Consider the following 26,246-nt stretch of genomic DNA (forward strand, 5'->3'; position numbering starts at 1 on the left):
CTCACCAGCTCCTGAGCGCGCCGTCCTCGCGCATCATCTCGACCAGCATGCCTTCGCGCAGGCCGCGGTCGGCGACGCGCAGGCGCGGCAGCGGAAAGGCGCGGCGGATCGCGTCGAGGATGGCGCAGCCCGCAAGCACGAGATCGGCGCGCTCGACGCTGATGCAGCTGTTGTTCGCGCGCTCCTCGTAGCTCATGCCGAGCAGCTTGTTGATGGTCGCGGTGATGTCGGAATCGTTCATCCAGATGCTGTCGATGCGGCGGCGGTCGTAGCGCGCGAGATTGAGATGGATGCCGGCGAGCGTCGTCACCGTGCCTGAGGTGCCGAGCAAGTGCATGTCGGCGAGATCGACGCCGTGCTGTTCGGCGAACGGCGCAACGTGGTGTGCGACCTCCCGCTCCATCGCGTCGTAGATCTCCGGCGTCACGTCGCGGCCGCCGAACTGCTCGGCGAGCGTGACCACGCCGAACGGGATCGACATCCAGGCCTTGATGCGCGGCTCCGGATTTTCCGGATCGCGCTCGATCCGCACCAGTTCGGTCGAGCCGCCGCCGATGTCGAACAGGATCGCGCCGCGCCCCCTGGGGTCAACCAGCGGCGAGCAGCCGAGCACGGCGAGCGATGCCTCGGTCTCACGGTCGATCACCTCGAGCTCGATGCCGGTCTCGGCCGCGACGCGGCTGCGAAAACCCTCCGCGTTCGAGGCCGCGCGGCAGGCTTCGGTCGCGATCAGCCGCAGCCGGCGCGCTTTCCGCAAGTTGATCTTGTCGCGGCAGATGCTGAGCGCCGCGATGGCGCGCTCGATCGCGGCCTCGCTGATGGAGCCGGTCGCCGAGACCCCCTCGCCGAGCCGGATGATGCGCGAGAAGGAATCGACCACGCGAAAGCCGTCGCTGGTCGGACTGGCGATCAGGAGCCTGCAATTGTTGGTTCCGAGGTCCAGCGCCGCGTAGACGCCGGTTCCCGGCGCTTGCGCGGCGACGGCCGGTTCAGTGGCCAACGCCACCGCCGCCATCGACCCCTCGAGCTCACCGTGCGGCCCATGGCCGTCGCGGAGCCGCGTGTGGTCATTCATACAAACTGTCTTTCCGCGGCCCGCTGGGGCCGAGCTGGAATTGCTTTTTCGCCTGAAACATTAGCAGCGCGGCAGGCCTGCGCAACAACGCATCACATGGCACCATGCCCATTCGTGCGTTGTCGTGAACGGGACCGTGGGTTATTTTTGAGGGGTCCGGCCCCCCCAAGCGCCCCCCAAAACGCGCAATTGCCGGCTTTTCAGGTCAATTCCATGCAAGAACACACCAAATCGTCCACGCTCGAAAACGCTATTGCACTGCAAAAATACGGCGTCGGGCAGCCCGTCCGCCGCAAGGAGGACGACACGCTGGTGCGCGGCAAGGGCCGCTACACCGACGATTTCAACCTGCCCGGCCAGGCCTACGCCGTGGTGGTCCGCTCGACCCACGCCCATGGAATCATCCGTGGCATCGGCCTCGATGCCGCCAAGGCGATGCCGGGCGTGCTGGGGGTCTGGACCGGGACGGACCTCGATGCCGCCGGCTACGGCCCCTTCACCTGCGGCCTGCCGCTGAAGAGCCGTGACGGCTCGCCCCTGCTCCAGACCAACCGCCAGCCGCTGGCGACCGACAAGGTTCGCTTCGTCGGCGATCCCGTCGCCTTCGTGGTGGCGGAGACATTGGCCCAGGCGCGCGATGCGGCCGAGGCGGTCGAGCTCGATATCGAGCCGCTGCCGGCTGTGACCGACCCCGAGGAGGCCGCCAAGCCCGGCGCGCCGCAGCTCTACGACCACATCCCGAACAACGTCGCGCTGGACTACCATTATGGCGACATGGAGCAGGTGAACGCGGCCTTCGCCAGCGCCGCTCACATCACCAAGATCGACATCGAGAACACCCGCGTCGCCGTGGTCTCGATGGAGCCGCGCGTCGGGCTCGCCTCCTACGACAAGAAGGCCGAGCGCTACACGCTCCAGGTTCCGACGCAGGGTGTCGCCGGCAACCGCGCCAACCTCGCCAAGAACCTGAAAGTGCCGAACGAGAAGGTGCGCATTCTCACTGCCAATGTCGGCGGCTCCTTCGGCATGAAGAACATCAACTACCCCGAATACATGTGCATCCTGTACGCGGCCAAGGCGCTGGGACGGCCGGTGAAGTGGCTGGACGAGCGTTCGACCAGCTTCCTGTCGGACAGCCACGGCCGCGCGCAAAAGATCCATGCCGAGCTCGCGCTCGACGCCGAGGGGCATTTCCTCGCGGCCAAGCTCGAAGGCTACGGCAATCTCGGCGCCTACATCACCGGCGTTGCGCCGGGCCCGCTCTCGCTCAACACCGGCAAGAACTTTTCCAGCGTCTACCGCACGCCGCTGATGGGCATCGACATCAAGACGGTGCTGACCAACACCACGCTGATGGGCGCCTATCGCGGCGCCGGCCGGCCCGAGGCGAACTACTACATGGAGCGGCTGATCGATCGCGCCGCCGACGAGATGGGCATCAACCGGCTGACGATGCGCAAGCGCAACTTCATCAAGCCGACCCAGATGCCGTTCCCGGCGTCCTCCGGCGTCACCTATGACAGCGGCGACTTCCAGGCCGTCTTCAACAAGGCGCTCGAAATCTCCGACCACGAGAATTTCGCCAAGCGCAAGAAGGAGAGCAAGAAGGCCGGCAAGCTGCGCGGCATCGCCGTCGGCTCCTATCTCGAGGTCACGGCGCCGCCGAGCCCCGAGCTCGGCAAGATCGTGTTCGATCCCGACGGCAGCGTGCAGCTCATCACCGGCACGCTCGACTACGGCCAGGGCCACGCCACTCCGTTCGCGCAGGTTCTGTGCGAGCAGCTCGGCGTGCCCTTCGAGAGCGTCACGCTCGTGCAGGGCGACAGCGACATCGTCCACGCCGGCAACGGCACCGGCGGCTCGCGCTCGATCACCGCGAGCGGCATGGCGATCGTGGGAGCCGCCAAGCTCGTGATCGAGAAGGGCAAGCGCGCCGCCGCGCACATGCTGGAGGCGTCCGAAGCCGACATCGAGTTCGAAGGCGGCAGCTTCACCATCGCCGGCACCGACCGCAGCATCGACATCATGGAGCTCGCCAAGCGCCTGCATGACGGCAAGGTGCCGGACGGCGTGCCTGATAGCCTCGACGTCGATCACACCAGCGAGCCGGTGCCCTCTGCCTTCCCGAACGGCTGCCACGTCGCCGAGGTCGAGATCGATCCCGACACCGGCGTGGTGCAGATCGTGCGCTACAGTGCGGTGAACGATTTCGGCACGGTGATCAACCCGCTGCTGGTCGCAGGCCAGCTCCACGGCGGCGTCGTCCAGGGCATTGGACAGGCGCTGATGGAGCACGTCCGCTACGACGAGAGCGGCCAGCCGATCACAGGCTCGCTGATGGACTACGCCCTGCCCCGAGCCGAGGACGTGCCGTTCATGACGGTCGGCGATCACCCGGTGCCGGCCACGACCAATCCGCTCGGCAGCAAGGGCTGCGGCGAAGCCGGCTGCGCCGGCAGCCTGTCGACCGTGGTGAACGCCGTGCTCGATGCGCTCTCCGACCACGGCATCAAGCACATCGACATGCCGCTGACGCCGGAGCGCGTGTGGCGTGCGATCCAGGATGCGAAGGGCAAGGCGGCGTAGGAGTTGTTTGTCGTTCCGGGGCGATGCGAAGCATCGAACCCGGAACCTCGAGATTCCGGGTTCGGTCCTGCGGACCGCCCCGGAATGACGACGCTGGATGTTACGCCGCAGCCTCCTCGCGCGGCTGGTAGATCGCGGTGTGCTGGCAATGCGCCAGCGGTGTCGTGCCGTTGGCGACGACCAGCGCGTCGAGCTCGACGAAGCGGTGGCCCTTCTTCTCGTAGTTCGCGGTGACCTTGGCCCGCGCAACGATCTCGTCGCCGGCACGCGCGGGCGACAGCAGCTGCATGCGGCTGCCGACGTGGATCCACGGGCCCAAAATGGTATTGTCGACGAGGACGCGATTCATCACGCGCTGGATCAGGCCGGGATGGCCGAGCCCCTCTCGCGCGAAGATCGGATCGGTTTCCCTGATATCGGCGAGATAGTCCGCGGCGGCCTGCCCGATCCATCGGCGCGGCTCTGTGCCAAGCCATTTGCCGGTCTCGAACGTCGCCGGGCTGACCGGCTTGCGCTCGGCGACCGCGGGGACCGCGCGATAGTCGCTCAAATCCACCGCAGGCGCAGCCGCTGGCAGCGAGGCCGTCCCGGTGGCGCAGAGCTCGGTACGGCTGAACACCTCGACCGTGAGCAGGCCATTGTGCTCGGTCGCATCGACATCGGCCGTCTCGCCGTCATAGACCGGCTTGATGAAGCGGGCCTCCACTAGTCCGCGGGTGAGGAAATCGCGGCCCCAGCGCGCCAGCGGCACATGCATCATGTAGGCGAAGACATCGACGCCGGGCACCAGCCCGCCCGAGAAGCCGAAGCGGCGCGCCACCTTGTCGTCATGCATCTTGTTCTCGGATTGTTTGGCGGTGTTGTAGGCCTCGACGCGGTAGGTTTCGAGCCGGTTCGGCATGGCTGGCCTTCCCCCAAAATTCCTGTTGTTTCGGATCGATCGTAGGCCCCGGGGAACACCGGTCAATCCCCTCGCCTTTGCGGCCCGAATGGGGTACCACCCCGCGAATGACTGACACGCCCACCCGCATCTATGTCGACGCCGACGCCTGTCCGGTGAAGGACGAGATCTACCGCGTCGCGCTCCGGCACAGCGTGCCCGTGAGCGTGGTGGCCGGCAACTTCATTCGCGTGCCGCAGGACCCCTTGATCGAGCGCATCGCGGCGGGAGCCGGCATGGATGCCGCTGACGACTGGATCGCCGAACGCGCCAGGCCCGGCGACGTCGTCGTGACCTCCGACATTCCGCTCGCCAGCCGCTGCGTGAAGGCGGGCGCCGACGTGATCGCGCCGAACGGAAAACCGTTCACCGAAGAGTCGATCGGGATGACGCTGGCGGTACGCAACCTGATGACGGATCTGCGCTCGGCCGGCGAAGTCACCGGCGGGCCGCGATCGTTCGCACCGCGCGACCGCTCGACGTTCCTCTCGGCGCTCGACCAGACGCTGCGCCGGATCCAGCGGCGCCGCACCGAAGCGGCCGCAACGAGCCAGAATTCAAGTCAGGGCTGACGATGGCGCCGCCGCTGATCCAACTCAAGGACATCAAGCTGACGTTTGGCGGCACGCCGCTCTTGAACGGCGTCGAGCTCAACGTCGCGACTGGCGAGCGGGTCTGCCTGATCGGCCGCAACGGCTCGGGCAAATCGACATTGCTGAAGATCGCAGCCGGCCTGGTCGAGCCCGACGGCGGCACGCGCTTCGTGCAGCCGGGCGCCACGATCCGCTATCTGCCGCAGGAGCCTGACTTCGGCGACCACAAGACCACGCTCGCCTATGTCGAGGCGGGACTTGCGCCCGGCGACGACCAGCATCAGGCGCGCTATCTGCTCGAGCAGCTCGGGCTGACCGGCGACGAGAACCCGCACAACCTCTCCGGCGGCGAAGCTCGCCGCGCGGCGCTCGCATGTGTGCTTGCGCCCTCACCCGACATCCTACTGCTCGACGAGCCGACCAACCATCTCGATCTCTCCACCATCGAGTGGCTGGAGCAGGAGCTCGACAGCCGCCGCAGCGCGCTGGTGCTGATCAGCCACGACCGCCGCTTCCTCACCAACCTCTCGCGCTCGACCGCCTGGCTCGACCGCGGCCGGATCAACCAGATCGACCGCGGTTTTGCCTCGTTCGAAGCCTGGCGCGACGAGGTGCTGGCGGAGGAAGAGCGCGACCAGCACAAGCTCGACCGCAAGATCGTCGACGAGGAGCACTGGCTGCGCCACGGCGTCTCCGGCCGGCGCAAGCGCAACGTCAAGCGGCTTGCCAATCTGCACACGCTGCGCGACCAGCGCCGCAACTATCGCGGCACCGCCGGCAGCGCCAATCTCGCAGCCGCCGAGGCCGAGCAGTCCGGCAAGCTGGTGATCGAAGCCAAGGGCATCACCAAGGCCTATGGCGAGCGCAAGATCGTCGACAATTTCTCCACCCGCATCCAGCGCGGCGACCGGCTCGGCATCATCGGGCCGAACGGCGCCGGCAAGACCACGCTGGTCAATCTGCTCACCGGCGGCATGCAGCCTGACAGCGGCACCGTGCGGCTCGGGGCCAATCTGGAGATGGCAACCCTCGACCAGCACCGTGAAAGCCTCGACCCCAAATCGACGCTGGCGGAGGCGCTGACCGGCGGCCGTGGCGACCAGATCATGGTCGGGGGCAAGCCGAAGCATGTCGTCGGCTACATGAAGGACTTTCTGTTCGCGCAGGAGCAGCGCGGCACGCCGCTGGAAGTGCTCTCGGGCGGCGAACGCGGCCGGCTGATGCTGGCGCGCGCACTGGCCAAGCCCTCGAACCTGCTGGTGCTGGACGAGCCAACCAACGATCTCGACCTCGAAACGCTGGACGTGCTCGAGGACATGCTCGGCGACTACGAGGGCACCGTCATCCTGATCAGCCATGACCGCGACTTCCTCGACCGCGTCGTCACCTCCGTGATCGCGCCTGAGGGCAACGGCAAATGGATCGAATATGCCGGCGGCTATAGCGATATGCTGGCGCAGCGCGGCGCGGACTTGAAGCGCGAGACGGCGAAGGCGCAAGCCCCCGCGGAGAAGAAAGAGGAGCGGATCGCTATTCCCGCTGCCGCGCCAAAGCGGCGATTGAGCTTCAACGAGAAGCACGCGCTGGAAACACTTCCGAAGAAGATGGAGACGTTGCAGGCCGACATCGCCAAGCTGCAACGCGTGCTCGACGATCCCAACCTCTACACCAAGGATCGCAAGACATTCGACGACACCTCCGCCGCCATCGCCAAGGCGCATGACGAATTGTCCGCCGCCGAAGAGCGCTGGCTCGAACTGGAAATGCTCCGCGAAGAAATCGAACAGGCTTGAACCGTAGGATGGGTAGAGCGAAGCGAAACCCATCGACACTTGCCCGGTTGCTGCAAATGATGGGTTTCGCCGCGCTCTACCCATCCTGCAGGACCGAACATAGAGACATCACATGACCACTCCTCTCGCCGCCAAGATCGCCCGTGAATACGGCACCCCCTGCGCCGTCATCGACATGGACAAGGTCGAGCGCAACATCGCGCGGATCCAGAAGGCCTGCGACGAGGCCGGCGTCGCCAATCGTCCCCACATCAAGACGCACAAGAACCCGACCATTGCGAAGATGCAGATCGCGGCCGGCGCCAAGGGCATCACCTGCCAGAAGCTCGGCGAGGCCGAGATCATGGCCAATGCCGGCATCGACGACATCCTGATCAGCTACAATCTGCTCGGCGAAGAGAAGATGGCGCGGCTCGGCGCGCTGCAGGCGAAGGCGAACATGACGGTGGCCGCCGACAATTCGACGGTCGTTGCCGGTTTGCCCAAGGCGGCCGCAGCATCAGGCCGTCCGCTCTCGGTGGTGGTCGAATGCGATACCGGCCGCAAGCGCGCCGGCGTCGAGACGCCGGCCGAGGCGATTGCGCTGGCGCGCGAGATCGCCGGGTCCAAGGGGCTCGAATTCGCCGGCTTCATGCTCTATCCGACCGAGACCGGCTGGGCGGACGCGCAGAAATTCTATGACGAGGCGCTGGCCGGCGTGCGCGCGCACGGGCTGGATGCGAAGATCGTCTCCACCGGCGGCACGCCGAACCTCGTCAACATCGGCAAGCTCAAGGGCGGCACCGAGCATCGCTTCGGCACTTATATCTACAACGACCGCATGCAGGTCGCGGCCGGCTCCGCCACCTGGGACGACTGCGCGCTGCACATCTATTCGACCGTGGTGAGCCGCGCCGCGCCCGAGCGCGGTATCCTCGACGCCGGCTCGAAGACGCTGACCACGGACACCGGCGGGCTCGACGGCCACGGCCTGATCCTGGAGCACCCCGGAGCCAAGATCGCGCGCTTTGCCGAAGAGCACGGCTTCCTCGATCTCTCCCGCAGCAACACGCGCCCGAACGTCGGCGACGTCGTGCGGATCATTCCCAATCATGTCTGCGTCGTCGTCAACATGATGGACGAGGTCGTGATGGTGCGTGGCGAGGAGATCATCGGCACGCTGCCGGTGGCGGCGCGGGGGAAGCTGCGCTAACTCCCGATCATCGCCTGGAGCTCCCGGTCCAGTCCATCGCGGAACAGCTTGATCGGCCGCTCCAGACGGCCGGCGGGCGCACGATGGACTATCCAGGCGCGCACGGCGGGTTTGAAGTCGCGCGCCACCACCGGCTTGAGCTTGTCGCGAAACGCGCTGCGTTTCAGGGCGATCGGAGTGACCAGCCCGACGCCGAGGCCGCGCGACACCAGCGACAGGCGGAGCTCGCTGTCCAGCGCTTCCACGGCGATGCTGAACGGCAGATGCTCCGCGTCGAATTTTCGTTTCAGCGAATCGCGAAAGCCGCAACCGTCCTGGTTGATCACCCACGACAGCTGCGACAGCCGTTCAAGATCGACGATGCGCGGGATCTTCATGTCGCGCGCAACGACGAACACGACGGGCTGTGCGCCGAGATCGTCGGCGGCGAGATCGGAAGGCGGGACCGCGCCGTCGGGCAGACAGATCGCGGCCGCATCGAGCTCGTTGCGGCAGACACGTTCGAGCTGGTTCGGCGACCAGCCGGAGACGACACGCACGGCCAGCGCGGGAAATTCGGCACGCACCGCGTCGAGCGGTCCGGTCAGCCCCGCCTCCGAGAGGAACGGCGTCAGGCCGAGCCGGAATTCGCCGCGCACCACGCCGTCATTGGCGACCCCTGATTTGAGATCGTCCAGCATCCGGAGCAGGCGCCGGCCCTGCTCATACGCTTCATGGCCCGCCGCGGTCGGTTTCAGCGGCTTGGAGAGCCGGTCCAGAAGCTTCGCCCCCAGCATCTCCTCGAGGTTCTGGATACGCCGCGTCACGCCGGGCTGCGTGAGATTGAGGCGCGCCGAGGCCGCCACGATCGATCCGGTCTCGACTACCGCAACAAACGCCACAAGGTCATGGGTGTTCATAACTAACTCGCATATTCTTTATAGACTTATTTGAATTGTAGCATATTAGACCCGCGGCTTAAAGGGACCTGCACTGAGCCCCGCGAGGTCCCATGACGATTTCAGAAACCCCCACGCTTGCGTCGCGAAACCAACTCGCCGAACGGCCCCTGATCTGGCTTGGCGCCATCACTGCCGGTGTCGTCGTCACCAACCTGTTCGCGCCGCAGATCCTGCTCGGGCAGATCGGGCGCTCCTTGTCCATGCCGGCGTGGCAGGCGGGCCTGATCAGCACGTTGACGCTGCTCGGCTATGCCCTCGGCCTGTTGCTGCTGGTGCCACTGGTCGATCTCGTCGAAAACCGGCGCGTCATCCTGCGCACGCTCGGCTGCGCTATCCTTGCCGCGCTCGCCACGGCGTTTGCGCCGAAGCCGTTCCTGCTCTTGCTTGGCACCTTCGCCCTCGGCGCCTCCTGCGCGGCGATTCAGATGATGGTTCCGCTGGTTGCGTCAATGGTGGCGCCGGAGCGGCGCGGACAGGCCATCGGCGAGGTGATGAGCGGGTTGATGATCGGCATTCTGCTGTCGCGGCCTGCGGCGAGCCTGATCGCCGATCTCTGGAGCTGGCGCGCCTACTACGTCGTCTCCGCCGCCCTGATGGCGCTGCTTGCCGGCGCGCTCGGCCGCTACCTTCCAGTCCTGCAATCGCCGGTGCGCGCAAGCTACGGCGAATTGCTGCGCTCATTTCCCAGGCTGCTGCGCGAAGAGCCCGTGCTGCGCGTGCGCGCCTGGACCGCATCGCTGGTCATGGCCTCCTTCACCGCCTTCTGGTCGGCGGTCGCGCTGCGACTGCCGGAGGCGCCGTTCGGCCTCGATGCCAAGGGAATTGCCGCTTTCGCGCTGATTGGCGTCGTTGGCGCCGCCGCGACGCCGATGGCCGGCCGGTGGGGGGACAAGGGATGGGCACGCTCGATGTTTGTTGCGGCCCATCTGCTCATCATCGGCTCGCTCGCGCTCTGCGCCTGGGCCGGCGCGCTGGAGTCCCGCATTGCCGCCCTCCTCGTGCTCAGTCTGGGCACCATCCTGCTCGATGTCGGCATCACCACCGACCAGACGCTCGGCCGCCGGGCAATCAACCTGTTGCGGCCCGAGGCACGCGGCCGCATCAACGGCCTGTTCGTCGCGCTGTTCTTCATCGGCGGCGGTGTCGGTGCCGCCGCGGCATCGCTGGCATGGACCCTTGGCGGCTGGACGATGGTCTGCGCGGTGGCGGCGGGTTTTGGGGTGCTCGGCCTGGTCACGGATCTCGTCAGCCGGACGGGGACATCATGAGCACCGCTATCAGCGAGCCTCGAACAGCGACGGGATTCTACGAGCGCTTCAGCCACTCCAGCACACCCCTGCCCGCGGCAGCGCCGGTCGCGAACGACGCCTGCAGCAGATAACCGCCGGTCGGCGCTTCCCAGTCCAGCATTTCGCCGGCGGCGAACACGCCCGGCAGCTTGCGGATCATGAAGTCCGCGTCGAGCTCGTCAAACGAAACTCCGCCTGCAGTCGAGATCGCGCGATCGATCGGGGCAACGCCGGTGAGCTGAACCGGAATTGCGGTGATCAGGTGTGCGAGCTCGGCCGGCGAGAACGATGCCAGCGGCCGGCCGGATGCGATCGCGGCCTCCTGCATCAGGCCGATCCCGACCGGCGATACTTGCGCAGCCTTGCGCAGGAAGTTTGCGAGCGATTGCTTGCCGCGCGTACCCGACAGGCGCGTGGTCAGCGCGGCGGCGCCGAGGTCGGGCCGCAGCGCGATGGTCAACGTCGCCTGCCCGATCCCCAGCACCGCCTCGCGCAGCTCCGCCGACAGCGCGTAGATCGCGCCACCTTCGATGCCGCCGCGGGTGATCATCGCTTCGCCGCGCACCGTGTGTGCACCGATCGTCAGCGCCACGCCCTTGAGCGGCTGGCCCTCGAAACGGTCACGGAACAATTCGGACCAGGCGACGGTGAAGCCGGAATTGGCCGGCCGCAGCTTTGAGATGGCAATGCCGTTGGCCGCAAGGATATCGACCCAGCCGCCGTCCGACCCGAGCCGCGGCCAGCTTGCGCCGCCGAGCGCAAGCACCGTGGCATCGGCCGCAACGACGGAGGTGCCGCTCCGGGTTTGAAACAACAGCCGCCCTTCCCCATCCCACCCGGTCCAGCGATGGCGAAAGGCGAACCGTACGCCGCTGGCGTCCAGTCGCCGTAGCCACGCGCGCAGCAATGGCGAGGCCTTGAATGCGTTCGGAAACACGCGGCCGCTGGTGCCGACAAAGGTCGGCTCGCCCAGCGCCTCGCTCCAGGCGCGTAGCGCGTCGGGTGGAAACGCTTCGATAGCGGCCTGCAGCTTCGCCGCCGCCTCGCGATAGTGCGGCATGAACTGCGGCAGAGGCTCGCTGTGAGTGAGGTTGAGCCCGCCGCGGCCCGCCATCAGGAATTTGCGGCCGGCGGATGGCATCGCGTCGTAGACGGTGACGCGCGCGCCACCCTGCGCCAGCACCTCGGCCGCCATCAGCCCGGCCGGACCTGCGCCAATGATGGCAACGTGGGATTCGGGTGCGGTCATGGTGGGAGTTTAGGCCAGATTCTAGCGCCCAGCTCGTCGTTCCGGGGCGCGCCTTCTTGGGCGCGAACCCGGAATCCATTAGACGACGGATTCTGAGGCACGATGGATTCCGGGTTCGCGCTACGCGCGCCCCGGAATGACAACTCAGAGCTTGATGCCGGCCCTGGCCGCGGCCTGCGCAACATACTTCTGCGTCTGCTCGAAGGCGCCCTGCAAAGCCTTCGCCTTCGACATGTCGCTGATCTCGGCGAAATGCGCGGCGACCGCGTCCGGCGTCCATTCGGACTCCGGCAGGTTGATGCCTTCGCTCTCCACAATCTTGATCACGGCGAAGGAGCCGGCACCGGCGCCCATGATGGTGCGGGTGGGCGCGTCCTCGCTGAGCATGTACTCGACCGCGGGCGTGATCGCGTTCGGCTTCATCAGTTGCAGCGCCTGTGGCGGCAGCAGCTCTTCGGTCATGCGGGTCGCCGCGGTCGGCGAGATGATGTTGACGCGGATGTTGGTCTTGCGGCCCTCTTCCGCCAGCACATTCATCAGGCCGACCATGCCGGACTTCGCCGCGCCGTAATTGGCCTGGCCGAAATTACCGTAAAGGCCGGAGGACGACGTGGTCAGCACGATGCGGCCGTAGTTGCGGTCACGCATGCCGGCCCAGGCCGCCTTGCAGCAGTAGAAGGTGCCGACGAGGTGCACGTCGAGCACCTTCTGGAAATCGGCCGCCTCCATCTTGCCGAACGACTTGTCGCGCAGGATGCCGGCATTGGCGCACAAGAGGTCGACGCTGCCCCATTCCTTCGTGGCACGCTCGACCATCGCGGTGACCTGCTCGAAGTTCGAGACGTCGGCACCGTCGGCCATCGCGGTGCCGCCGGCTTTGCGGATCTCCTCGACCACGGCTTCCGCCGGCGACAGCGAGCCACCAGTGCCGTCGCGCGCGCCGCCGAAATCGTTGACCACGACCTTCGCGCCGCGGCTGGCCAGTCCCAGCGCATGCGCCCGTCCGAGGCCATTGCCCGCGCCGGTGACGATGGCGACGCGTCCGTCAAACCTGATTGCCATTGTGCTTCCTTTCTTCCTTCTCCCCTTGTGGGAGAAGGTGGCGCGAAGCCACCCTCTCCCACAGGGGGAGTGGGTAAGAGCGCTTCGCGAGAGATTGGACAGCTTTTGAGCAGCGATGAAGGACCGGGTCAAGCCCGGCCAGACCTACGCGAAATAGATCAGGCCCAGCCACTCGGCGACCAGCGCCGGCTTGTCCTCGCCCTCGATCTCCACCGTGACATTGGTGCGGGACTGCAGCTCATTCGGCTTGCGCAGCTTGGCCTCCGCCAGCACGAAACGGCCACGGACGCGCTTTCCCGAGCGCACCGGCGAGATGAAGCGCAGCTTGTCGAAGCCGTAATTGACGCCCATCGTGGTGCCGGCGATGACCGGCATCACCTCATAGGACATGATCGACAGCAGCGACATGGTCAGGAAGCCGTGCGCGATGGTGGTGCCGAACGCGGTCTCCTTCTTTGCCCGTTCAGGGTCGACGTGGATGAACTGGTGATCCTCGATCACGTCGGCATAGGTGTCGATGCGGGGCTGGTCGATCAGGTGCCATGACGACACGCCGATCTCCTTGCCGACCATGGCCTGATAGGCGTCCAGCGTAATCGGCGGCTTCTTCCAGACTTCGTTCATTGATAGCTCCAGATGGCGTCATTCTGGGGCGATGCGCAGCATCGAGCCCGGAATCCACTGTGCCACAGAGTTTGTCGCCGAATGGATTCCGGGTTCGCGCTCCGCGCGCCCCGGAATGACGAAGGTACCCACTTAACTCTCGCTCCGGGTTTTCGGCAGCTCCGGAAAATCCTCCTCGCGGAATTCCCGGCCACGCAGCGGATCGCCCCGATCATCGTCGCGCTCGAGACGTCGTAGCTGCACGCGGCGGATTTTGCCAGAGATCGTCTTCGGCAGCTCGGTGACGATTTCAAGGCGGCGGATGCGCTTGAACGGCGCAAGTCGGGTGTGCAGGTGCTTGAAGATCGACAGCGCCGTCTCCGGCGTTCGCTCCGCACCCGAAGTCAGCAGCACGAACGCCTTGGGGATTGCCAGCCGGATCGGATCCGGGCTCGGCACCACGGCAGCCTCGGCGACGAGTTCATGCTCGAGCAACACGCTTTCCAGCTCGAACGGACTGATGCGGTAATCGGACGATTTGAACACGTCGTCGGAGCGGCCGACGAAGGTGAGATAACCATCTTCGTCTTCGAACACGACGTCGCCGCTGCGATAGAGTGCGCCCTCGGCACCCGAGAGCTTGCCGTCGTCGCCCTGATAGCCCTGCATCAGGCCGGCGGGACGGTTCGCCCCGAGCACCAGCGTCACCTCGCCTTCCTTCGCCGGGTTGCCGTCGGCATCGCTGACCTGCACGCGATAGCCCGGCAGCGGGCGGCCCATCGAGCCGACCTTGATGTTTTGCCCCGGCGAGTTGCCGGCAAGCGCGGTGGTCTCGGTCTGGCCGTAGCCGTCGCGGATGGTAAGGCCCCAGGCCGCCTGCACCTGGTCGATCACCTCGGGATTGAGCGGCTCGCCGGCGCCGCAGACCTCGCGCAACGCGACCTTGAACGAGGCAAGGTTCTCCTGGATGAACAGCCGCCACACGGTCGGCGGCGCGCATAGCGTGGTGACACCGCAGCGGCCGATGGTGGCGAGCAGCGCCTTCGCATCGAAGCGCGGCTGGTTCACCACGAACACGGTGGCGCCCGCGTTCCACGGCGCGAAGAAGCAGCTCCAGGCGTGCTTGGCCCAGCCGGGCGAAGAGATGTTGAGATGGACGTCGCCGGGCTTCAGCCCGATCCAGTACATGGTGGAGAGATGGCCGACGGGATAGCTGCGCTGGCTATGCAGCACCAGCTTCGGCTTTGCCGTGGTGCCCGAGGTGAAATAGAGCAGCATCGGGTCGTCGGCGTGGGTGGGGCCGTCGGGCACGAAGTTATCCGGAGCCTCTGCCGCTTCATCGTAAGCGAGCCAGCCATCGGAGGCCGCGCCGACCACGATGCGGACGACATTCTCTGCACCGAGGCTCGCGAACTTCGCGACCTGATCCTGCGCGGCCACCACGGCCTTCGCCTTGCCGCGATCGAGCCGGTCGCGCAGCTCGTCGGCGGTGAGCAGCGTGGTGGCGGGGATGACGACGACACCGAGCTTCATCGCAGCGAGCATGGTCTCCCACAGCGGAACCACATTACCGAGCAGCAGCAGGAGATGGTCGCCACGCTTCAGGCCCTGCGCTCGGAGGAAGTTGGCGACCTGGTTGGAACGGCGCGACAGCGCCGCGAAGGACAATTTCGTCTGCCGGTCCTGTGCGGCATCGACGATCCAGAGCGCGGGGCGATCCTTGCTCTCCGCATTCGCCGCCAGCTCGGCGTCGAACCAGTCGAGCGCCCAGTTGAAGGGGGCCGGATCGGGCCAGCGGAAGCCTTTGACCGCTGCCTCGTAATCCGTGCGGTGTTGTAGAAGAAACGCGCGCGCTTCCTGAAATGTCGTCATGGTCCGGGCCCGTCCAATTGACCTGCGAGCGTAGCCCGGATGGAGCGAAGCGCAATCCGGGGCCGGCTACGCAATTGGCAGAAGCTGTCCCGGATTTCGATTCGCTCCATCCGGGCTACGGGCAAAGCCTCGCTATTTTCCAGCGAGGCCGCGAACGTGCTTGATAATTCCGGAAAAATCCACCCCGCCCTGCCCCGCCTTGTCGAAGGCCTGGTAAATCTCCTGCGCATGCTGCCCGAGCGGCGTCGCCGCGCCGGCGGCCTTGGCGGCATCCTGCGCCAGGGTCAGGTCCTTCACCATCAGTGCCGAGGCGAAACCCGGCTTGTAGTCGTTGTTCGCCGGAGAGGTCGGCACCGGGCCCGGAACCGGACAATAGGTCGTCAGCGACCAGCACTGGCCCGACGAGGTCGAGGCGACGTCGAACAGCGCCTGATGCGAGAGGCCGAGCTTCTCACCCAGCGCGAAGGCCTCGCTCACAGCGATCATGGAAATGCCGAGGATCATGTTGTTGCAGATCTTGGCCGCCTGGCCGGCGCCGGCGCCGCCGCAATGCACGATCTTCTTGCCCATGTTTTCGAGCACGGGCTTTGCCGCGGCGAACGCCTTGTCCTCGCCGCCGCACATGAAGGTGAGCGTCGCCCCCTTGGCGCCGCCGGTACCGCCGGACACCGGCGCATCTACCGAAAGCACGCCGTTCTTGGCGGCCAGCGCGTGTGCCTGCCGCGCGCTCTCGACGTCGATGGTGGAGGAGTCAATGATCAGCGCGCCCTTGGTCATGACAGGGACGACCTCGTTCCAGACGCCGAGCACATGCTTGCCGGCCGGCAGCATGGTGACGACGACATCGGCGCCCTTCACTGCGCCCGATGCGCTGTCGGCAATGCCGGCGCCATCGGCCTTGGCTTGCGCGCGCGAGGCCTCGACGAGGTCGAACGCGACGACCTTGTGGCCGGCCTTGACCAGATTGGCCGCCATCGGGCCGCCCATGTTGCCGAGACCGATGAATGCGATCGTGGCCATTGTCGTTTCCTCCGCTTGAGACTGTTGTTAGTTGAACTTGAGTTCGTCGGCGCCAATCTCGGCGAGATACGGCGCAAGCAATTCCGGCGTCACGTCCTCGATCCGCGGCGGCGACCAGATCGGATTGCGGTCCTTGTCGATCACGGCGGCGCGTACGCCCTCGCGGAAATCGTCGCTGCGGAAGACCTCCAGCGCGGCGCGATATTCGCGCACCAGACATTCTTCCAGGCTCGACGCGGCGCGTGCCAGCCGCAGCAGCTTCAGCGTCACCACCATGCCGCGCGGCGATTTTTCGCCAAGCGTCTTCAGTGTCGCCAGAGCAAATTCGGAACCGTCGCGCTTGAGCGCGGCGACGATGTCCTCCATCCGGTCGAAGCCGAACAGCGCATCGATCATCGGCTCCTTTGCCGCGACCGGCCCGGCGGTCTCGCCGGTCGCAAAGCCGTTGATGAGCTTGCCGACCTCGGCCGCGGTTGCACCGGAGCGCAGCTTCGTCAGCGCATCCCGCAGCTCCGGCCATTTCGCCGCCGGCACCACCCAATCGGCGAACTTCGCGTGGATCGCGTCCGGCCCGTTCATGGTCTGGCCGGTCAGGCCGAAATAGGTGCCGATCTCGCCCGGCGAGCGCGACAACAGATAAGTGCCGCCGACGTCCGGGAAGAAGCCGAGCCCGACCTCGGGCATCGCGAGTTTGGTGCGATCGGTGACGACGCGGTGGCTCGCATGCGCGGAGAGCCCGACGCCGCCGCCCATCACGATGCCGTCCATGAAGGCGACATAGGGCTTTGGAAACCTCTTGATCCGGGCGTTGAGGATATATTCCTCGCGCCACAGGATCTTGCCGAGGTCGCCATGAACCTTCGAGCTTTCCCAGAGCGTGCGGATGTCGCCGCCGGCACACAGGCCGCGCTCGCCGGCGCCCTCCAGCACGACCACGGCGACGGCCGGATCGGTCTCGAAGCGGTCGAGCGCGGTCTCGATGTCGCGAAACATCTCGAGCGTCACGGCATTGATGGCCTTGGGACGGTTGAGCCTGATGACGCCGGCCGATCCCTCGACGCGGGCGACCAGATCGCCCTCTTCCGCTGCCGTCATCGCGCGCCCTCGATCAGTTTGCGCGCCACGATGAGCCGCATGATTTCATTGGTGCCTTCGAGGATCTGGTGCACGCGCAGATCGCGCACGATCTTCTCGATGCCGTATTCGCTGAGGTAGCCATAGCCGCCGTGAAGCTGGAGCGCCTGGTTGGCGACCTCGAAGCCGACATCGGTGCCGAAGCGCTTGGCCATCGCGCAGAGCATGGTGGCGTCAGGATCCTTGCGGTCGAGCGCCGCTGCGGCCCGCCACAGGAACGTGCGCGCGGCCTCGAGCTCAATCGCCATGTCGGCAAGGCGGAATTGCAGCGCCTGGAATTCGTCGAGGCGTTTTCCAAACGCCTTGCGCTCCTTCATGTAGTTGCGCGCCTTGTCGAGCGCGGTCTGCGCGCCACCGAGCGAGCAGGCTGTGATGTTGAGACGGCCGCCATCGAGGCCGGCCATCGCGATCTTGAAGCCGACGCCCTCCTCGCTCAGCCGGTTGGCAACCGGCACGCGGGCGTTCTCGAACATGACGGCGCGGGTCGGCTGCGCATTCCAGCCCATCTTGCGCTCGTTGGCACCGAAGGACACTCCCGGTGTGTTGCCGTCAATGACGAGCGTCGAGATGCCGCCGGGGCCGTCGCCGCCGGTCCTGACCATCGCGACCAAAAGGTCGGTGCCGCCGGCGCCCGAGATGAACTGCTTCTGGCCGTTGAGCACATAATGGTCGCCGTCGCGCACCGCGCGGGTGCGCAGCGCCGCCGCATCCGAGCCGGCGCCCGGCTCGGTCAGGCAGTAGCTCGCGATCAGCTCCATGGTGCAGAGCTTCGGCAGCCATTTGTGGCGCTGGGTGTCACTGCCGTAGGCATCGATCATCCAGGACGCCATGTTGTGGATGGAGATGAAGGCCGACGTGGTCGGACAGCCCGTCGCCAGCGCCTCGAAGATCAGCGCCGCGTCGAACCTGGTCATAGCGGAGCCACCGACATCCTCGCGGATGTAGATACCGCCCATGCCGAGCGTCGCCGCCTCGCGCATCACGTCGACGGGGAAATGCTTCTCCTCGTCCCAGCGCAGCGCGTGCGGCGCGATCTTTTCCGCCGCAAACGCCAACGCCATGTCGCGAACCGCGATCTGATCCTCGTTCAGAGCGAACTGCATGCTGGGCTGCTCATTTTTCTCGTCATTGCGAGCGAAGCGAAGCAATCCAGACTGTCTCCGCGGAAAGATCCTGGATTGCTTCGTCGCAAGAGCTCCTCGCAATGACGGCTGAGGAGATCACTTCATCAGCGGGATCGAGAACTCCGCGCCTTCCTTGACGCCGGACGGCCAGCGCGAGGTCACCGTCTTGGTCTTGGTGTAGAAGCGGACCGAGTCCGGGCCGTGCTGGTTGAGGTCGCCGAAACCCGACTTCTTCCAGCCACCGAAGGTGTAGTAGGCGATCGGCACCGGGATCGGCACGTTGATGCCGACCATGCCGACATTGACCTTGGCCGCGAAGTCGCGCGCGGCGTCGCCATCGCGGGTGAAGATCGCAACACCGTTGCCGTAGTCATGCTCGGACGGCAGCGCCAGCGCTTCCTTGTAGTCGTGCGCGCGCACCACGGAGAGCACCGGGCCGAAGATCTCTTCCTTGTAGATCCGCATGTCCTTGGTGACGTTGTCGAACAGCGAACCGCCGAGATAGAAACCCTTCTCGTAGCCCTGCATCTTGAAGCCGCGGCCGTCGACGGCGAGCGTCGCGCCTTCCTTGATGCCGATGTCGATGTAGCCCTTGACCTTCTCGACCGCCTCGCGCGTCACCAGCGGACCGTAATCGGCCGACGGATCGATCGAGGTGCCGATCTTCAAGGACTCGACGCGCGGAACCAGCTTTTCCATCAGGCGGTCGGCGGTGGACTTGCCGACGGGCACCGCGACGGAGACGGCCATGCAGCGCTCGCCGGCCGAGCCGTAGCCGGCGCCGATCAGCGCATCGACCGCCTGGTCCATGTCGGCGTCGGGCATGATGATGGCGTGGTTCTTGGCGCCGCCGAAGCACTGGCAGCGCTTGCCGGTCTGCGCGGCGCGCTCATAGATGTACTGCGCGATCGGCGTGGAACCGACGAATCCGACGGCCTTGATGTCGGGATCGTCGAGGATGGCGTCGACCGCTTCCTTGTCGCCGTTGACGACGTTGAGGATGCCGGCTGGCAGGCCCGCTTCCATCATCAGTTCGGCAAGCAGCATCGGCACGCCGGGATCGCGCTCGGAGGGCTTGAGGATGAAGGCATTGCCACAGGCGATCGCGGGCGCGAACTTCCACATCGGGATCATCGCCGGGAAATTGAACGGCGTGATGCCGGCGACGACGCCGAGCGCCTGGCGCATCGAATAGATGTCGATGCCGGGGCCGGCGCCTTCGGTGTACTCACCCTTCATCAGATGCGGGATGCCGCAGGCGAACTCGGCGACCTCGAGGCCGCGCTGGATGTCGCCCTTGGCGTCCGGCACGGTCTTGCCGTGCTCACGCGCCAGCAGCTCGGCGAGCTTGTCGTAGTCGCGCTGGACCAGCTCGACGAATTTCATCATGACGCGGGCGCGGCGCTGCGGGTTGGTCGCGGCCCATTCCGGCTGCGCGGCGCGGGCGTTCTCCACGGCAGCGCGGACCTCGGCCTTGGACGCCAGCGCCACCTTGGCCTGGACGTCACCGGTCATCGGCTCGAAAACGTCGGCGGTGCGGCCCGAGGTACCTTTGACCTCCTTGCCGCCGATGAAATGTCCGATTGAACGCATGGAAATATCTCCTTCAGGCCAGCCTGTTCGCTTTGACAAATCCTATCGACCTGCATTTTATAGGATTCAAGTCTGATATATTGCACCATAGATGTGCGAAAATGCTGGATCAAGGCGCTATCGACTGGGACGACTTTCGCTTCGTGCTGGCCATCGTGCGGGGCGGCTCGGTTTCGGCTGCGGCAAAACAGCTCGGCGTCGACCATGCCACGGTGATCCGTCGCGTCGACAGGCTGGAAAAGCACCTCTCGGCGAAGCTGTTTGACCGGCGCAAGACCGGCTATCTCCTCACCGAGGCCGGCCAGCGCGTCGCCGACAGCGCGGAAGCGATGGAATCGACCATCGTCGCCAATCAGGAGCAGGTCGGCGGCTCCGTGGCGCGACTGACCGGAACGGTGCGGATCGGTGCGCCCGATGGCTTCGGTACCGCCTTCCTGGCGCCGCGGCTGGCGCCCTTCGCGGACCGGTATCCCGATCTCGATCTGCAACTTGTGGCTACTGCGCGGCTGTTCAGTCTCTCCAAGCGCGAGGCCGACATCGCGATCAGCCTGACCATGCCGAAGGAGGGCCGCATCGTCGGCCGCAAGCTGCTCGACTACCGCCTCGGGCTCTATGCCGCCCCCGCCTATCTCGACCGTTTCCCGCCGATCGTCTCGCGCGAGGTGCTGCCGCAGCACCGCTTTGTCGGCTACATCGAGGAGCTCCTGTTCACGCCGGAGCTCGACTATCTGCCGCAGGTGTCGCCGCGGATTTCCGCACGCTTCCGCAGCGCCAATCTGATCGCACAGCTCAACGCCACGCTCTCGGGCTTCGGCATCGCGGTGCTGCCGCATTTCATGGCGAGCGACTATCCGCACCTTGTCGCGGTGCTGCCGGAGGAGATCTCGATCACGCGGACGTTCTGGATGCTGATGCACGCCGACAGCAAGGACCTCGCCCGGATCAGGGCCGTGGCGGACTACATCGGTGAGATCGTGGAGCGCGAGCGGGCGTTGTTTGCGGGGCGGTAAGCACCGATCCCGTAGGGTGGGCAAAGCGAAGCGTGCCCACCATGCCAACTACGATCACGGAGAGACGGTGGGCACGGCGCAAGAGCGCCTTTGCCCACCCTACGGCATCTCGGCCTAACTCTGCTTCGCCTTCTTCACCGCCGCCACCTTCGGCTCACGCTTCGCACCATCCAGCGCGCTGTCCCTGCCCGCCTTCAGCACCTCGTCCGACAGTTCGCTGGAGCCGGCGATGCGCGCCAGCAGCATGGTGCCGGCCATCGTCGCCAGCGTCGCGATCGCCTGCTTGCGCGCCGCCTTGCGCGGCAGGTTCGGGATGTAGTCGGTCATCATCTCGATCATCTCGTCGAGCTTGCCGGCGAAGGCTTTTCGCGTCTTCGGGCTCTCGCGGGCGATCTCCGCGCCCAGCGCGGGAATCGAGCAGCCATGGCCGGGATTGTCGCGATGCAGCGCGGAGAGATAGGTCTCCGCGATCAGCGCCAGCCGTTTCTCGGGAGAAACCTCGCCACTGATCTTGCGCCAGTGCTCCATCGAGCGGTCCATGGCGTAGGCAAAGGCCTCGATCACCAGCGCCTCGCGGGAATCGAAATGCGCGTAGAAGCCGCCATGGGTCAGGCCCGCCTCCTTCATGAGGTCGGCGACGCCGATGCCGTGCGCACCCTTTTCGCGCAGCCGCACGGAGGCCTTCTTCACGATGCGGTCGTGGGTTTCCTGCTTGTGTTCCCGGGAATAGCGCATGCGGGTCTCATTGAATGTCGGAGATCATTTCATAACACAAGAATGGACCGGACGGTGAATTAATTCATGTTAAGATATTGCCAATCATGGAAAAGGTTGCAGTTGCATGGACCGCGAGCGCCCCCTTGCCGTCGCGGACGAACCCCTCGGTGTAGCTGGTCTGCCGTCCCAGCTTGATGATCTTGCCTTCGGCCGCGATCAGCCCGGACTGGACCGACAGCGGACGCAGGAACGTCATTTTCAGATCGAGGGTCACGGACGACTGCCCGGCCTCCAGCCGGGTCGAAATGGCGCATCCCATGGCGGTGTCGATCAGCGCCGCGGCCGTCGCGCCATGCAGGAGGCCGATGGTATTTTCGAGATCCTCGCGCGGCTCCAATTGCATCACGATCCGGCCCGGCTCGACCACCGCCATGGTGAAGCCGATCAGCTTTGCGAAGGGCGGCGGCGGCAGCCGGCCGTCGCGAATGCCCAGCATGGCGTCCATGCCCGACAGGCCCATCGCCGCTTTCGCGACCGGCGCAGGGACCTGCCAGTCCACCACACGCTCGCGCCGCTGCGTGGGCGAAAACAGGTCGAGTTGATCGATGTCGGTCATGGCAGCCTCTTTGTATGACATACATCATACTATGCCACGAACTTCGCGCTGGCAACTCCGTCTCCCCGGCCCGCTTGACAAGCAGCGCGTTTCGGCCCGGAAGTGATCCCGACCGGTGCGCCCGCGCACGTCCAACAAACGTCGAGATCCCACGATGGAAATGCTCAACAACCACTGCGGCGTGACGCGCGATGCGCGCGGCGTCGTTCACGTCGCGATCTGCAACGCCGGCTCGCTCAACATCCTCGGCTCGCCCGTCACCGACGCCGTGCGCGAAGGCCTGCAACAGCTCGCCTCCGATCGCAGCATCCGCGTCGTGGTGCTGCGCGGCCAGAGCGAGAAGAGCATGATCGGCGGCGCCGACATCAAGGAGATGGCCAAGCTCGACCAGACATCGGCCGAAGCCTTCATCAGCCGGCTGCGCGATCTCTGCGAGGCCGTGCGTCAGTTCCCGGCCCCCATCATCGCGCGTATGCCCGGCTGGTGCCTTGGCGGCGGCCTCGAAGTGGCGGCCGCGTGCGACTTCCGCATCGCCGCGCATGATGCGCATTTCGGCATGCCGGAGGTCCGCGTCGGCATTCCCTCGGTGATCCACGCCGCGCTGTTGCCGCGCCTGATCGGCTGGGCCCGCGCGCGCTGGCTGGTGATGACGGCAGAGAACATCGACGCAGCCACGGCGCTCGCCTGGGGACTGGTCGACAAGGTGGCGCCCGAGGGCGGGCTGAATGCAGCCGTCGAGCACACAGTGAAGGCGCTGCTCGAATGCGGCCCCGAGGCGTTGCGATCGCAAAAGGCGCTGCTGCGGCAATGGGAGGAACTGCCGCTGACGGAGTCGGTGAACCTCAGCGTCAAGGTGTTCGGCGAGTCGTTCCTGACCGACGAGCCGACGCGCCTGATGCAGGCGTTCGTGAACAGGAAGCGGTAAGCGCTGGACGGGGTGCTTCGTTCCGCATGACGCTGTCATCGCCCGCGCGGCGGGCGATTCAGTATTCCAGAGGCTGCGGTGATTGAGCCGAGAAGCCGCGGCGTTCTGGATGCCCTCGCCTTCGCGGGGCAGACATCGTCATTGGGGGAGCGCTTTCGTTCCTAGAGTCACAGCCCCTCCTCCGATCGCAGGAGGAAATCTCATGCGAACCACAAGATTTTCTCATCCCAGCCGCGGTTGCATTTTTTGCGCCGCATCATATGATGAGCATAATCTTACTCAACCGTCATCGCAGGGAGTCCCGTCATGGCCGAAGCCGCCGATCCCGTCGTCATCGTCTCCGCCGCCCGTACCCCGCTCGGCCGCTTCATGGGCGAATTGTCGCCGCTGGCCGCGCATAAGCTTGGATCGCATGTGATCGGCGCTGCGCTGGAGCGCGCCAAGCTCGCGCCTGAGAAGGTCGATGAGGTCTTCATGGGCTGCGTGCTGCCCGCAGGACAAGGCCAGGCCCCGGCACGCCAGGCTGCCCGCGCGGCCGGCCTGCCCGATGCAACCGGCGCCACCACGGTCAACAAGGTCTGCGGCTCCGGCATGAAGGCGACCATGCTGGCGCACGACATCATCCGCGCCGGCTCGGCCGAGATCGTCGTCTCCGGCGGCATGGAGAGCATGAGCAACGCGCCCTATCTTCTCGCCAAGGCACGCGGAGGCTATCGCGTCGGCCATGACCGCATCATCGACCACATGATGATGGACGGGCTGGAGGACGCCTACGAGACCGGCCGCTCCATGGGCGATTTCGGCGAGGCCACGGCAGAGGCCTACCAGTTCACCCGCAAGGACCAGGACGCCTATGCGATGGAGACGCTCAGCCGCGCCCGCAGGGCGGTCGAGGGCGGCGCGTTCAAGGCCGAGATCGCGCCGATCACACTGACCGAGAAGGCTGGCCCGCGCGTCATCGCCAATGACGAGCACCCGCTGAAGGTCGATCCGGCCAAGATTCCCGGACTGAAGCCGGCGTTCCGCGCCAATGGCACGATCACGCCCGCCGCCTCCTCCGCCAATGCCGACGGTGCCGCCGCGCTGGTGCTGACGAAGCGGTCGCTGGCCGATCGCAACGGCCTTCCGGCGCTTGCCGTGATCAAGGGCCACGCCACCCACAGCCAGGAGCCGCAATGGTTCACCACGGCGCCGATCCCTGCGATCCGCAAGCTGCTCGACAAGATCGGCTGGAGCGCCGGTGACGTCGACCTGTTCGAGATCAACGAGGCTTTCGCCGTGGTGGCGATGGCGGCGCAGCGCGATCTCGGCATTCCCCGCGACAAGCTGAACATCAACGGCGGCGCCTGCGCGCTCGGCCATCCGATCGGCGCCACCGGCGCGCGGCTGATCGTGACGCTGCTGCATTCGCTCGAGGCGCAGAACCTCAAGCGCGGCGTCGCCGCGCTCTGCATCGGTGGCGGCGAAGCCACGGCCATCGCGGTGGAGCGGCTGCCGCACTAGCCGTGATGTCCGAAATTGAGGGAAGTCTGACATTTTAGACTTCCGACGAATATGCCAGATTATAACGATGACGCGAGTCCCGGGAGGGACCGCCAACCATGATTGAGGCCCAATGATCTCGAACTGGCTCGCGGCAAGGCTCAGCCGCCGCAATATCCACTACGGCTGGGTGATGGTCGGCGTGACCTTCCTGGCCGCGCTGATCAGCGCCGGCACGGTCGGTGCGCCCGGCGTGTTCATCGTTCCCCTGCAAAAGGAGTTCGGCTGGAGCACGGCGGAGATCTCTTCCGCGCTGTCGATCCGCTTCATCCTGTTCGGGCTGATGGCGCCATTCGCCGCCGCCCTGCTCAACCGCTACGGCCTGCGCAACGTCACGCTCACGGCGCAGCTGATCGTGGTCTCGGCGCTGGTCGCATCGCTTGGCATGACCGAGGTCTGGCAGCTCATAGCCCTGTGGGGCGTCGTGATCGGTATCGGCACCGGCATGACCGCGCTGGTGCTGGGAGCCACCATCGCCACGCGCTGGTTCGCGGCGCGACGCGGCCTCGTCGTCGGCGTCATGACCGCGAGCGTCGCCACCGGTCAGCTCGTGTTCCTGCCGCTGCTCGCAAGCCTCACCGAACGCTTCGGCTGGCGACTGGCACTCGGCTTCGTCTGCATCATGCTCGGCGTTTCCGCACTCGCGGTCCTGCTCGCGATGCGCGACCGTCCCAGCGATCTGGGCCTGCGCCCGTTCGGCGACGAGGGCACCGAGCCCCTGCCCGCCCCGCCCGTCAACAATGGCTCGATCACGGCGGTGGCGCTCGGCACGCTGCGCGATGCCTCGAAGTCGAGCGCGTTCTGGATCCTGTTTGCGACCTTCTTCGTCTGCGGCGCCTCGACCAACGGCCTCGTCCAGGTCCACCTGATCCCGATGTGCCTCGATTTCGGCATCCCGCAGGTGCAGGCCGCAAGCCTGCTGGCTGCGATGGGTATTTTCGACTTTTTCGGCACCATCTTCTCGGGCTGGCTGTCGGACCGTTACGACAATCGTTGGCTCTTGTTCTGGTACTACGGCCTGCGCGGTCTCTCGCTGATCTTCCTGCCCTTCAGCGATTTCTCGTTCTACGGCCTGTCGATCTTCGCGATGTTCTACGGCCTCGACTGGATCGCCACCGTGCCGCCGACGGTGCGCCTCACCGCGCAGAAGTTCGGCCCAGAGCGCGCCAATCTGGTGTTCGGCTGGATCTTCGCCGGGCATCAGCTCGGCGCCGGCACCGCGGCCTTCGGAGCGGGCCTGTCGCGGACGCTGCTCCAGAGCTATCTGCCCGCCTTCTTCATCGCCGGCGCGCTCTGCGTGTTCGCCTCGTTGATCGTGCTGGCACTGTCGCGGCAGCCGAAGCCAAAGGCGCAACCCGCAATGGCGTAAG

21 protein-coding genes and 1 pseudogene are annotated in these 26,246 nt (G+C 66.1%); 9 read left to right on the forward strand and 13 right to left on the reverse strand.

Features of this window, described 5'->3' with window-relative positions; translation table 11 throughout:
* Position 1: 1 nt before the first annotated feature.
* A complete protein-coding gene (locus ACVWW6_RS32335) occupies positions 2–1,075 on the reverse strand; it encodes a Ppx/GppA phosphatase family protein (protein WP_011086746.1) in 1,074 nt (357 codons plus the stop codon).
* 213 nt (positions 1,076–1,288) lie between these two features.
* On the opposite strand from ACVWW6_RS32335, the gene ACVWW6_RS32340 reads away from it, so the two are divergent.
* On the forward strand, positions 1,289–3,661 hold the full coding sequence (locus tag ACVWW6_RS32340) for a xanthine dehydrogenase family protein molybdopterin-binding subunit (protein WP_456682067.1): 2,373 nt from the start codon (positions 1,289–1,291) through the stop codon (positions 3,659–3,661).
* A gap of 100 nt (positions 3,662–3,761) precedes the next feature.
* On the opposite strand, the gene ACVWW6_RS32345 is transcribed toward ACVWW6_RS32340, so the two are convergent.
* Positions 3,762–4,562, reverse strand: a complete 801-nt coding sequence (locus tag ACVWW6_RS32345) for a hypothetical protein (RefSeq protein WP_456682068.1) — start codon at positions 4,560–4,562, stop codon at positions 3,762–3,764.
* Positions 4,563–4,669: 107 nt separating this feature from the next.
* Between ACVWW6_RS32345 and ACVWW6_RS32350 the strand changes: the two genes are divergently transcribed.
* The 3 genes from ACVWW6_RS32350 to ACVWW6_RS32360 all read left to right on the forward strand — a co-directional run bounded on the left by ACVWW6_RS32350 (position 4,670) and on the right by ACVWW6_RS32360 (position 8,179).
* A complete protein-coding gene (locus tag ACVWW6_RS32350; protein WP_456682069.1) occupies positions 4,670–5,173 on the forward strand; it encodes a YaiI/YqxD family protein in 504 nt (167 codons plus the stop codon).
* Between the two features lie 2 nt (positions 5,174–5,175).
* Positions 5,176–6,987: an ABC-F family ATP-binding cassette domain-containing protein gene (locus ACVWW6_RS32355; protein WP_456682070.1), complete on the forward strand. Its 1,812-nt coding sequence runs from the start codon at positions 5,176–5,178 to the stop codon at positions 6,985–6,987.
* Positions 6,988–7,099: 112 nt separating this feature from the next.
* The gene (locus tag ACVWW6_RS32360) at positions 7,100–8,179 is read left to right on the forward strand and encodes a D-TA family PLP-dependent enzyme (RefSeq protein WP_456682071.1); all 1,080 of its coding nucleotides are present in this window, start codon (positions 7,100–7,102) and stop codon (positions 8,177–8,179) included.
* Here the strand turns inward: ACVWW6_RS32360 and ACVWW6_RS32365 are convergent.
* Entirely contained in the window at positions 8,176–9,078 is a 903-nt protein-coding gene (locus tag ACVWW6_RS32365) for a LysR family transcriptional regulator (RefSeq protein WP_011086740.1), read from the reverse strand. The genes ACVWW6_RS32360 and ACVWW6_RS32365 overlap by 4 nt on opposite strands.
* A 92-nt stretch (positions 9,079–9,170) precedes the next feature.
* Here ACVWW6_RS32365 and ACVWW6_RS32370 point away from each other — a divergent pair, with 92 nt between their 5' ends.
* Positions 9,171–10,388: an MFS transporter gene (locus ACVWW6_RS32370; RefSeq protein ID WP_011086739.1), complete on the forward strand. Its 1,218-nt coding sequence runs from the start codon at positions 9,171–9,173 to the stop codon at positions 10,386–10,388.
* A 37-nt stretch (positions 10,389–10,425) separates the two neighbouring features.
* On the opposite strand, the gene ACVWW6_RS32375 is transcribed toward ACVWW6_RS32370, so the two are convergent.
* From ACVWW6_RS32375 to ACVWW6_RS32410, 8 genes and pseudogenes are all read right to left on the reverse strand, one after another.
* Complete coding sequence (locus tag ACVWW6_RS32375) at positions 10,426–11,658, reverse strand: NAD(P)/FAD-dependent oxidoreductase (RefSeq protein ID WP_456682072.1); 1,233 nt, start codon at positions 11,656–11,658, stop codon at positions 10,426–10,428.
* A 144-nt stretch (positions 11,659–11,802) separates the two neighbouring features.
* Entirely contained in the window at positions 11,803–12,720 is a 918-nt protein-coding gene (locus ACVWW6_RS32380) for an SDR family NAD(P)-dependent oxidoreductase (RefSeq protein ID WP_011086737.1), read from the reverse strand.
* A gap of 144 nt (positions 12,721–12,864) precedes the next feature.
* A complete protein-coding gene (locus ACVWW6_RS32385) occupies positions 12,865–13,344 on the reverse strand; it encodes a MaoC family dehydratase (RefSeq protein WP_011086736.1) in 480 nt (159 codons plus the stop codon).
* Between the two features lie 132 nt (positions 13,345–13,476).
* Complete coding sequence (locus ACVWW6_RS32390; RefSeq protein WP_456682073.1) at positions 13,477–15,195, reverse strand: AMP-binding protein; 1,719 nt, start codon at positions 15,193–15,195, stop codon at positions 13,477–13,479.
* A 132-nt stretch (positions 15,196–15,327) separates the two neighbouring features.
* Positions 15,328–16,221 (reverse strand): annotated as a pseudogene (gene mmsB / locus ACVWW6_RS32395) (3-hydroxyisobutyrate dehydrogenase); the annotation flags it as partial.
* 21 nt (positions 16,222–16,242) lie between these two features.
* A complete protein-coding gene (locus ACVWW6_RS32400; RefSeq protein ID WP_456682074.1) occupies positions 16,243–17,310 on the reverse strand; it encodes an enoyl-CoA hydratase/isomerase family protein in 1,068 nt (355 codons plus the stop codon).
* Complete coding sequence (locus ACVWW6_RS32405; protein WP_011086732.1) at positions 17,307–18,452, reverse strand: isobutyryl-CoA dehydrogenase; 1,146 nt, start codon at positions 18,450–18,452, stop codon at positions 17,307–17,309. Before ACVWW6_RS32405 ends, ACVWW6_RS32400 begins: the two co-directional genes overlap by 4 nt.
* A gap of 117 nt (positions 18,453–18,569) precedes the next feature.
* A complete protein-coding gene (locus ACVWW6_RS32410; RefSeq protein WP_271613025.1) occupies positions 18,570–20,066 on the reverse strand; it encodes a CoA-acylating methylmalonate-semialdehyde dehydrogenase in 1,497 nt (498 codons plus the stop codon).
* A 101-nt stretch (positions 20,067–20,167) separates the two neighbouring features.
* Here ACVWW6_RS32410 and ACVWW6_RS32415 point away from each other — a divergent pair, with 101 nt between their 5' ends.
* Positions 20,168–21,076, forward strand: a complete 909-nt coding sequence (locus ACVWW6_RS32415; protein WP_271556616.1) for a LysR family transcriptional regulator — start codon at positions 20,168–20,170, stop codon at positions 21,074–21,076.
* Between the two features lie 114 nt (positions 21,077–21,190).
* Here the strand turns inward: ACVWW6_RS32415 and ACVWW6_RS32420 are convergent, their stop codons facing one another.
* Both ACVWW6_RS32420 and ACVWW6_RS32425 read right to left on the reverse strand, forming a co-directional pair.
* A complete protein-coding gene (locus ACVWW6_RS32420) occupies positions 21,191–21,811 on the reverse strand; it encodes a TetR/AcrR family transcriptional regulator (RefSeq protein ID WP_028170985.1) in 621 nt (206 codons plus the stop codon).
* A gap of 64 nt (positions 21,812–21,875) precedes the next feature.
* The gene (locus ACVWW6_RS32425) at positions 21,876–22,409 is read right to left on the reverse strand and encodes a PaaI family thioesterase (protein WP_456682075.1); all 534 of its coding nucleotides are present in this window, start codon (positions 22,407–22,409) and stop codon (positions 21,876–21,878) included.
* A gap of 154 nt (positions 22,410–22,563) precedes the next feature.
* On the opposite strand from ACVWW6_RS32425, the gene ACVWW6_RS32430 reads away from it, so the two are divergent.
* The 3 genes from ACVWW6_RS32430 (at position 22,564) to ACVWW6_RS32440 (ending at position 26,245) form a co-directional block, all read left to right on the forward strand.
* Positions 22,564–23,334: an enoyl-CoA hydratase gene (locus ACVWW6_RS32430; protein ID WP_456682076.1), complete on the forward strand. Its 771-nt coding sequence runs from the start codon at positions 22,564–22,566 to the stop codon at positions 23,332–23,334.
* Between the two features lie 306 nt (positions 23,335–23,640).
* On the forward strand, positions 23,641–24,837 hold the full coding sequence (locus ACVWW6_RS32435) for an acetyl-CoA C-acyltransferase (RefSeq protein WP_456682077.1): 1,197 nt from the start codon (positions 23,641–23,643) through the stop codon (positions 24,835–24,837).
* A gap of 112 nt (positions 24,838–24,949) precedes the next feature.
* On the forward strand, positions 24,950–26,245 hold the full coding sequence (locus ACVWW6_RS32440) for an MFS transporter (RefSeq protein ID WP_456682078.1): 1,296 nt from the start codon (positions 24,950–24,952) through the stop codon (positions 26,243–26,245).
* The last annotated feature ends 1 nt before the right edge of the window (position 26,246 follow it).

Source organism: Bradyrhizobium sp. USDA 3311, assembly GCF_054062495.1.

Bases quoted from the DNA above. Each gene is read 5' to 3' on its own strand.
- ACVWW6_RS32400 (WP_456682074.1), bottom strand. From the start codon at position 17,310: ATGACGGCAGCGGAAGAGGGCGATCTGGTCGCCCGCGTCGAGGGATCG.
- ACVWW6_RS32410 (WP_271613025.1), bottom strand. From the start codon at position 20,066: ATGCGTTCAATCGGACATTTCATCGGCGGCAAGGAGGTCAAAGGTACC.
- ACVWW6_RS32440 (WP_456682078.1), top strand. From the start codon at position 24,950: ATGATCTCGAACTGGCTCGCGGCAAGGCTCAGCCGCCGCAATATCCAC.
- ACVWW6_RS32425 (WP_456682075.1), bottom strand. From the start codon at position 22,409: ATGACCGACATCGATCAACTCGACCTGTTTTCGCCCACGCAGCGGCGC.
- ACVWW6_RS32375 (WP_456682072.1), bottom strand. From the start codon at position 11,658: ATGACCGCACCCGAATCCCACGTTGCCATCATTGGCGCAGGTCCGGCC.
- ACVWW6_RS32365 (WP_011086740.1), bottom strand. From the start codon at position 9,078: ATGAACACCCATGACCTTGTGGCGTTTGTTGCGGTAGTCGAGACCGGA.
- ACVWW6_RS32430 (WP_456682076.1), top strand. From the start codon at position 22,564: ATGGAAATGCTCAACAACCACTGCGGCGTGACGCGCGATGCGCGCGGC.
- ACVWW6_RS32340 (WP_456682067.1), top strand. From the start codon at position 1,289: ATGCAAGAACACACCAAATCGTCCACGCTCGAAAACGCTATTGCACTG.
- ACVWW6_RS32390 (WP_456682073.1), bottom strand. From the start codon at position 15,195: ATGACGACATTTCAGGAAGCGCGCGCGTTTCTTCTACAACACCGCACG.
- ACVWW6_RS32420 (WP_028170985.1), bottom strand. From the start codon at position 21,811: ATGCGCTATTCCCGGGAACACAAGCAGGAAACCCACGACCGCATCGTG.
- ACVWW6_RS32405 (WP_011086732.1), bottom strand. From the start codon at position 18,452: ATGCAGTTCGCTCTGAACGAGGATCAGATCGCGGTTCGCGACATGGCG.
- ACVWW6_RS32335 (WP_011086746.1), bottom strand. From the start codon at position 1,075: ATGAATGACCACACGCGGCTCCGCGACGGCCATGGGCCGCACGGTGAG.
- ACVWW6_RS32360 (WP_456682071.1), top strand. From the start codon at position 7,100: ATGACCACTCCTCTCGCCGCCAAGATCGCCCGTGAATACGGCACCCCC.
- ACVWW6_RS32380 (WP_011086737.1), bottom strand. From the start codon at position 12,720: ATGGCAATCAGGTTTGACGGACGCGTCGCCATCGTCACCGGCGCGGGC.
- ACVWW6_RS32385 (WP_011086736.1), bottom strand. From the start codon at position 13,344: ATGAACGAAGTCTGGAAGAAGCCGCCGATTACGCTGGACGCCTATCAG.
- ACVWW6_RS32370 (WP_011086739.1), top strand. From the start codon at position 9,171: ATGACGATTTCAGAAACCCCCACGCTTGCGTCGCGAAACCAACTCGCC.
- ACVWW6_RS32355 (WP_456682070.1), top strand. From the start codon at position 5,176: ATGGCGCCGCCGCTGATCCAACTCAAGGACATCAAGCTGACGTTTGGC.
- ACVWW6_RS32350 (WP_456682069.1), top strand. From the start codon at position 4,670: ATGACTGACACGCCCACCCGCATCTATGTCGACGCCGACGCCTGTCCG.
- ACVWW6_RS32435 (WP_456682077.1), top strand. From the start codon at position 23,641: ATGGCCGAAGCCGCCGATCCCGTCGTCATCGTCTCCGCCGCCCGTACC.
- ACVWW6_RS32345 (WP_456682068.1), bottom strand. From the start codon at position 4,562: ATGCCGAACCGGCTCGAAACCTACCGCGTCGAGGCCTACAACACCGCC.
- ACVWW6_RS32415 (WP_271556616.1), top strand. From the start codon at position 20,168: ATGCTGGATCAAGGCGCTATCGACTGGGACGACTTTCGCTTCGTGCTG.